Source organism: Brevundimonas sp. (genome assembly GCF_023259385.1).
Taxonomy (GTDB): Bacteria; Pseudomonadota; Alphaproteobacteria; order Caulobacterales; family Caulobacteraceae; genus Brevundimonas.
This window is the reverse complement of record NZ_JAHFPF010000319.1, coordinates 1-3,428: the sequence shown is the minus strand read 5'-3', so window position 1 is coordinate 3,428 and position 3,428 is coordinate 1. Positions and strand designations below refer to the sequence as shown.

4 protein-coding genes are annotated in these 3,428 nt (G+C 71.6%); 3 read left to right on the top strand and 1 reads right to left on the bottom strand.

Annotation, left to right across the window (positions count from 1 at the left end):
• The first annotated feature begins 295 nt into the window (after window positions 1–295).
• Complete coding sequence (locus Q0C81_RS17530; RefSeq protein WP_291841013.1) at window positions 296–928, top strand: DUF998 domain-containing protein; 633 nt, start codon at window positions 296–298, stop codon at window positions 926–928.
• Window positions 929–952: 24 nt separating this feature from the next.
• On the opposite strand, the gene Q0C81_RS17525 is transcribed toward Q0C81_RS17530, so the two are convergent.
• On the bottom strand, window positions 953–1,405 hold the full coding sequence (locus Q0C81_RS17525; protein WP_291841011.1) for a VOC family protein: 453 nt from the start codon (window positions 1,403–1,405) through the stop codon (window positions 953–955).
• A 146-nt stretch (window positions 1,406–1,551) separates the two neighbouring features.
• Here Q0C81_RS17525 and Q0C81_RS17520 point away from each other — a divergent pair, with 146 nt between their 5' ends.
• Window positions 1,552–2,877 carry an Hsp70 family protein gene (locus Q0C81_RS17520; protein WP_291841009.1) on the top strand — a complete coding sequence of 442 codons (1,326 nt, stop codon included), beginning with the start codon at window positions 1,552–1,554 and terminating at the stop codon, window positions 2,875–2,877.
• A gap of 83 nt (window positions 2,878–2,960) precedes the next feature.
• A partial coding sequence (locus Q0C81_RS17515) for a hypothetical protein (RefSeq protein ID WP_291841007.1) occupies window positions 2,961–3,428 on the top strand: 468 nt, incomplete at its 3' end.

Here is a 3,428-nt window from a genome sequence, read left to right as displayed (position 1 = left end):
GTATCGACGGGCCCCATCGGCGCCCGGCCGATGAAGGCCGCCAGCGAGGTCGTGACCCCGACGTCAGGCGGCGGCGCGCCGATCTCCTGCACATAGACCCCCGGATACGAGACCGTCAGCGCCATTATCCCGTCCCCCAAAGGCTGTTCCGATGCTCAACCGGGAGTGAGCACTCCAAAGGCCGCCGCCGCAAGGCGCCGCCTCCATTGCCGAAACTTCATCCCGTCGCCCGCATCCACGGCCACGCTTGAACGCCTCTCCATGCCAGGCGCGACAGTGCGCGAGAGGGTTCCCCATGTTCCGTAGGCTTTCGTTGTCGGCCGGCGTCGCCGCGCCGCTGATCTATCTGGTCTTCGTCTTCGGCGGGCAGTGGCTCGCCCCCGGCTACGATCCCGCCACCCGCATGATCAGCGAACTGGGCATGGCCGGGTCGCCCGCGGCCGGCCTGTTCAACGCCGGCCTGCTGGCGGCGGGCGCGCTGACCGTCCTCGCCGCCGCCGGTTTCGCCGCCGAGTTCGCCCGGCTGCGCGCGCCGGTCTCGGGCGGGCTGGCGGCCCTGGCCGTGGCGGTGTTCGGCGCTTCGATCCTGATCGGCGGCCTCTTCCCCCTGCAGGATGAGCGGCACCTGGCCTGGGGCACCGGCTTCGCGGTCCAGGTCGCCCCCCTGCTGACCCTGATCGCCCTGCGCGGGACCGCCGGACTGAGCGGGTTGAAGATCGCCCTGTTCGTGGTCTTCGTGGCCGTCAACGCCCTGCTGGCGGTGCTGTTCGGCGTCGGCGACCTGGTGGACGGCGACACTGTCGGCCTGTGGCAGCGCGCCTACGGCCTGGCGATCTTCCCCTGGATCGGCGTGACGGCCCTGGCCCTGCTGCTGAGGTCCGCCCCGGCGCGCGGCCGCTCCGGCGCGGCCCTGTCCGGCGCCCGCTGACCGAGAAGCCGCTGGCCGGCGAACCTACCGCCCGTCGGCCAGCGGCTCCGCCAGCCCGATCAGCAGCCCCTCGGGCCCGCGGATGTAGCAGAGGCGGTAGGCGTTCTCGTACTGCACCACCTCGCCCACCAGCCGCGCCCCCAGCTTGCCCAGCCGCGCCAGCACGTCGTCGATGTCGCTGACCGTGAACATGGCCCTGAGATAGCCCAGGGCGTTCACCGGCGCGGTCCGGTGATCGGCGACCACGGCGGGCGCCAGGAACCGCGACAGCTCCAGCCGGCTATGCCCGTCCGGCGTCACCATCATCGCCACCTCGACGCTCTGGTCCCCTAGCCCCGTCACCCGCCCGGCCCACTCCCCCTCGATCCGGCCCCGCCCCTCGCAGGTCAGGCCCAGTTCGGTGAAGAAGGCCACGGCGTCGTCCAGCGACTCCACCACGATGCCGACGTTGTCCATTCGCAGGAGTTGGCTGGGCATGGGATTGGGTCCGGTGATGAGTTCGCGGCGGTCGGTATCGACCGCCGTATGCAGGAACGCCAGAGCGGGCGAATCGGCGCCGCGTGACGGTTCCGCCCCGGCGGCGCATGCGCTAGAAGCGCCGCCCACCGCCGGGAGCCGCCTTCATGACCACTGACATCGCCCCCACGGTCGGTATCGACTTCGGCACCACCAACACCGTCGTCGCCTTCGCCGGCGCGGACGGCGAGGCGACCGTCCTGCGCTTCGACGCCCCCACCGGTCAGGTCACCGCCTTCCGCTCGACCCTCAGCTTCCAGATCCGCCAGTCCGCTGACGGTCAGCCTCCCGAGCGCATCGTCGAGGCCGGGCCCTGGGCCATCGAGGCCTATGTCGAGGACGCGCTCGACACCCGCTTCATCCAGTCGTTCAAGACCTTCGCCGCCAACGCCGCCTTCACCGACACGGTCATTGACAACCGGCGCTACAGGTTCGAGGACCTGCTCAGCGCCTTCCTGCTGCGCCTGCGCGCCCATGGCGGCGGGGGCATGGCCGAGCTTCCGGCCCGCGTCATCGTCGGCCGCCCCGTCACCTTCGCGGGCGGCGCCCCTGACGAACAGTTGGCGCTGAAGCGCTACGAGACCGCCTTCGCCCGGCTCGGCTTCACCGACATCCGCTACGCCTACGAACCCATCGGCGCGGCCTTCTTCTTCGCCCGCACGCTCCAAAGTGATGCAAGCGTCCTCGTCGCCGACTTCGGCGGCGGCACCAGCGACTTCTCCGTCGTCCGCTTCGAGCGCGGCCTGGAGGGCCTGCGCTCCACCCCGCTGGCCCGCTCCGGCGTCGGCGTGGCGGGCGACGCCTTCGACTACCGGATCATCGACCATCTGGTGTCGCCCGAGCTGGGCAAGGGGAGCGAGTACCGCACCTTCGGCAAGACCCTGCCCATCCCCCAGCGCTACTACAGCGCCTTCGCCCGCTGGGACCAGCTGGCCCTGCTGCGCGCGTCCAGGGACATGCGCGACATCCGCGCGCTGGCCCGCACCGCGCTGGAGCCGGACAAGCTGGACCGGATGATCGAGGTCCTCGACGACAACCACGGCTACGCCCTCTACAAATCCGTCGCCGCGCTCAAGATGGCCCTGTCCAGCCAGGAGCAGGCCGACTTCGTCTTCGCCGCCGGCTCCATCCGGATCGAGAAGCCGGTCACCCGCGCCCAGTTCGAAGACTGGATCGCCCCTGACCTCGCCGCCATCGAGGCCGCCGTTGACGAGGCCGTCCAGCGCTCGGGGCTCGCCCCCGACCAGATCGATCGCGTCTTCCTGACCGGCGGCACATCCTTCGTCCCCGCCGTCCGCGACATCTTCCACCGCCGCTTCGGCGCCGACCGCATCGAGACCGGGGGCGAGTTCGAATCCATCGCCTCGGGCCTGGCCCTGATCGGGCGGGAGACCGATCTGGATATGTGGAGCGAGCCGGCGCCCGCGTCCTGACCGCCTTTGATCGCCTCTCACGGGCCGCCGACCAATTTTGACGTACCGGCGTGCGATCATCCTCCCGACAGGAGGATCGCACCGTGCAGACAGACACCCCCGCCGCTCCACGCGGCCGCGCCGTCCACAGTCCCGAGATCTGGACGCAAGCCCGTCGTGACTACCTCGCCGGCGATTCCACCGAACAGGTCTGCGGGCGCTATGGCCTGAAGGAAAGGACGTTCAGGGACCGCGCCCGGCGCGAGGGCTGGCGCAAGGCGGACCAGCCCAATCCGCCGCCCATCCCCGACGACGATCCCGAGGCCGGCGAACCCGTCGACTGCGCGGCCCTGGCCGAGGACGCCCTGGTCCGGGTGCGGCGCGCCTTGCGCCTGGGCCGGGCAGGGGAGGCGGCGTCGTGGATGCGGCTGCACGAGAAGCTGGCCGCGCGGCTGGAGGCGGACCGCGAGGCCGGGCGGCGGCGCGAGCGGGTCGCGCGATCGCGGGGCTCGGCCGGGGCGGAGGATCCGCTGGTCAGCGCCCTGGCGCCGCTGCGCGACCGGATGGCCTTC

Bases quoted from the DNA above. Each gene is read 5' to 3' on its own strand.
- Q0C81_RS17530 (WP_291841013.1), top strand. From the start codon at position 296: ATGTTCCGTAGGCTTTCGTTGTCGGCCGGCGTCGCCGCGCCGCTGATC.
- Q0C81_RS17525 (WP_291841011.1), bottom strand. From the start codon at position 1,405: ATGCCCAGCCAACTCCTGCGAATGGACAACGTCGGCATCGTGGTGGAG.
- Q0C81_RS17520 (WP_291841009.1), top strand. From the start codon at position 1,552: ATGACCACTGACATCGCCCCCACGGTCGGTATCGACTTCGGCACCACC.